The sequence below is a fragment of the Tissierellales bacterium genome (assembly GCA_025210965.1).
GTDB lineage: Bacteria > Bacillota > Clostridia > Tissierellales > JAOAQY01 > JAOAQY01.
In genome coordinates this window covers 1-3,706 of sequence record JAOAQY010000003.1, presented here as the reverse complement: position 1 = coordinate 3,706, position 3,706 = coordinate 1, and the positions used below count along the sequence as shown (strand labels likewise).

Below are 3,706 nucleotides of genomic sequence, written 5' to 3'. Positions count from 1 at the left end.
TTTTAGCTAATTCAAAATCAGTGTCTTTTAGAGCTAGCTCTATTTGCGTTTCAACTGATTTTTTCTTTTCTTCGATTGCTAGATAATCTCTATCGAAATGATTAGCATATATCATTCGTTTGAATTTTTTTATTTTCATTTTTCTAATGGTGTTGTTTTCAATGATTAAAACATAATCCATACAATTTATGATTGAATAGTAATCATGTGAAATCATCAAAATCGCACCTTTATAATTTCGAATAGCTTGTTCAAGTGCTATTTGTGAATGTGTGTCTAAATGGCTAGTAGGCTCATCTAGTAATAGCATGTTTGAATTTCCAGCAGAGACTTTAGCTAATTGAAGTATGTTTTTTTCTCCACCGGATAAATCTCCAATAGTTTGATTGATATCATCTTCGTGGAATCCATATCCAGTTATGTGTGATTTGATTTGGTCATATGATTCAAATCCAATTTCAAAAAATTCGTCGGCTATAGTATTTGTCTCGTTCAATATTTCTCCTTGAATTTGAGACAGATAAGATACCTTAGCATCAGGATCAAACTCGATAGAGTCTAGGTTGTTTTTAACTATATCTTTTAATAATGTAGTTTTTCCAGTACCATTAGCACCGATAAGGGCTACTTTGTCAGTTGAATTAATCTCAAAATTGACATTTTCTAAAAGCATTTCGTCAAAGGAAACACCATAATTTTCTACCTTTAACATAGTAGTTTCTTCTTTGATGTTGTCTGTAACTAAACGTATATTTGGTTGTTTAATTTCCACGAAAGGATTGTGTATTCTTCTAGCTTCCAATCTCTCTTGGATTTTAACTCTAGCATTTAGAGATTTTCCTTTAGCTGCTGAGTCAAAATTAGTTGCTTCAAATCGCAATTTATCTATAAGTATTTCATTTCTTTTGATTTCTTCAGTGTCTGCAACAGCTAATTCTTGCAATTCAATTTTAGTTTGAAGTAGTGAGAAGTTATAATCTATATAATTTCCTTCAAATTCTTGTAGTTCTTTGTTTTCTAAGTGAACAATTTTATTAAAGCAGTGATTTAGTAAGAATCTATTGTGAGTTATTACTAATATCATTTTTTTGTGAGCATTTATTAGATTTTTTAAAGCGCAAAGATTTTCAAAATCTAAAAACACATCAGGCTCATCCATAATCATTAGATCAGGACTATTAAGCATTTCTTTAATTATTTGAACTAATTTGAATTCTCCACCACTTAGTTCAGAGATATTTAAATCTCTATGTTTGATTAGATTAGCAAGATTTAATTTTTTAGTAATATCACTTTCAAAATTATCCCCGCCAATAGATTCGAATTCATCTAATGCATCTTGGTATTGCTCTAGTAAAGTTTCGATATCTGAAGATGTTTCCATTTCTGTGCAAATATCAGTTATTTGATTTTGTAACTTAATAAATTTTTCTCCAATATATTCAAAAACAGTGATGTTTTTTGTTTTGTCTAATTGTGAAAACTGGCTAACATAGCCTATTTTGCAATTTGGTTCTATGTCTAATTTGCCATCAAACATATATTTTTCTGGATCTATTAGTATGTCTATTAATGTGCTTTTTCCGCTGCCATTTGCTCCTATAAACGCACAATGTTGACCTTTTTCTAATGTGAATGAAATATTATTGTATAGATCTTTTTGTGGAAATGAGTATGACAAGTTATCAACTTTTATCATATTTTACCGCTCCTTATCATTTAAAAAGAGCTTATAAATATAAGCTCTTTAGTATATCATTATTTGAAATTTAGTATTTGAATTTTGAAATTTAATATAAAATAAAAATTTGTTTTTATAAATCATTTATATTTTAGTTTACCGTTGATAGCATAACATTTTTTGTGATTAATTTCAATCATTTAATCTTTTTATGATTATGATACATGTTTAAAGGCGTTTTTTTCAACATCAAAATGACAATATAGTAATCTCTTGATTGCCATATCAATAAATTAGATATATAATGGCATTAGTAGATATCAATGATGTTTAAGACAAATTGCGAGATGATGGATATGTTATCTCGCAATTTATTTTGCCCGAATAAAAAGGAGTGTTGAAATGCAAAATTATAAAATGATTATTGTCTATGATGGTAGAAAATATATCGGATTCAATAAAACTAAGAAAAATGCATCAAAAAGTGTTCAAGGAAAATTAGAGTCAATATTGGAAAAATTATATGATGACAATATTGAAGTAATAGGAGCTGTAAATACTAGTGCTGGAGTTCACGCCAAGCAGCAAGTTGTGAATTTTGTAGTACCTGACGATAGAGTGGACGGTTCAGAGCTATTTGATTATTTTGAGAAGTACTTGACTGATGACATTATAGTGTTGTCAGTGCAATTAGAAGATAGTAGATTTCAAAGCAGATATTTGATGAAAGATGCAACATATGAATATCGTTTATGGAAAGTTGATGCACCAAATAGACCTTTATTTGAAAGACATTATGTTAATTTGATGAAGCAATGGGTTGATGTAGATAGGATGAAAGAGGCGGCTTGTAAGATTCAAGGCGAACATGATTTCTTAGCATTTACGACCAATAAGAAAGCTAAAAAATCAATAAAGGAAGTTAAAGCTATAAGTATAGAAGAAACTAGACACGAAATAGTAATAAAAATAACTGCAAATGGATTTTTGTTAAATATGGAAAGATATATAGTCGGTACATTGATTCAAGTAGGACTTGGACAGCTGCCAATGAATGCTATAGATAGAGCATTTAAATCAAGAGATAATGATGACGTAGGTCATAAAGCAAGTGCTGATGCACTTTCACTAATAGAAATTAGATATTAGTACACTTTTAGACGCATACATTGTTTGTTTTGATTCAAAAGATTGCTAATTTCTAAGTTGTAATGAAAATCAAAAAGACTAGGATGGTGTATATGATGTTCAGAGAAATGAGAAGAAAAGAGAAAAAATTAAGTCAAGAAGATTGTCAGAAACTCTTGTATGACGGTGAATTTGGTATACTATCTACTAATACGGAGATTGGTTATCCATATGTGGTTCCATTGAATTATGTTTATCATAATAATAGTATTTATTTTCATAGTGCAACTAAAGGATATAAATTAGACAATATTGAGTTAAACAATAAAGTCTCATTTTGCATAACATCTAATGTTGAATTACTTCCAAGTCAATTTGATACTAATTATGAGAGTGTTGTGGTATTTGGAAGGGCATTTGAAGAGATTGATAATAAAAAGGAAGCATTAAAATTATTAATAGAAAAGTATTCAAGTGCGTTCAAAAAAGAAGGACATGAGTATATTGAAAAAGCACATACGGCTACAAAAGTTATAAGAATAGATATTGATCATATAACTGGTAAAATGCAAAGGTAATTATGCAAAGAAAAGTGGTCGTAATAAGTGGAAAATTTCAATTAAGCATATATTGTTTCGTTTTGACTGAGTAAAGATTTATATAGAAGTATTAGAGCAGGGAAAATCGCCTGCTTTTTTTGTATCTAAAAGTTCACATGGTCAATTTCATGATTGAAAGTATGCGAGCGGAGAACTTATAGAAGGGGCTGATTTCTAGCACAAGAGAAATGCTACCTATTGCTGTTTTCAAATTGTAATAGATATTTGTGAACTGCAAGTATGAAATGATGTTGACAATTTGGATATGTAATAGTAGAATCAAGATGATTGCGATTAA

At 29.2% G+C, this 3,706-nt stretch carries 3 protein-coding genes; 2 read left to right on the top strand and 1 reads right to left on the bottom strand.

Annotated features, from left to right (window positions below):
- A partial coding sequence (locus N4A40_00225) for an ATP-binding cassette domain-containing protein (GenBank protein ID MCT4660253.1) occupies positions 1–1,699 on the bottom strand: 1,699 nt, incomplete at its 3' end.
- Positions 1,700–2,083: 384 nt separating this feature from the next.
- On the opposite strand from N4A40_00225, the gene N4A40_00220 reads away from it, so the two are divergent.
- Entirely contained in the window at positions 2,084–2,830 is a 747-nt protein-coding gene (locus N4A40_00220) for a hypothetical protein (protein MCT4660252.1), read from the top strand.
- Between the two features lie 92 nt (positions 2,831–2,922).
- Positions 2,923–3,387: a pyridoxamine 5'-phosphate oxidase family protein gene (locus tag N4A40_00215; protein MCT4660251.1), complete on the top strand. Its 465-nt coding sequence runs from the start codon at positions 2,923–2,925 to the stop codon at positions 3,385–3,387.
- Positions 3,388–3,706 lie beyond the last annotated feature (319 nt).

Bases quoted from the DNA above. Each gene is read 5' to 3' on its own strand.
- N4A40_00220 (MCT4660252.1), top strand. From the start codon at position 2,084: ATGCAAAATTATAAAATGATTATTGTCTATGATGGTAGAAAATATATC.
- N4A40_00215 (MCT4660251.1), top strand. From the start codon at position 2,923: ATGATGTTCAGAGAAATGAGAAGAAAAGAGAAAAAATTAAGTCAAGAA.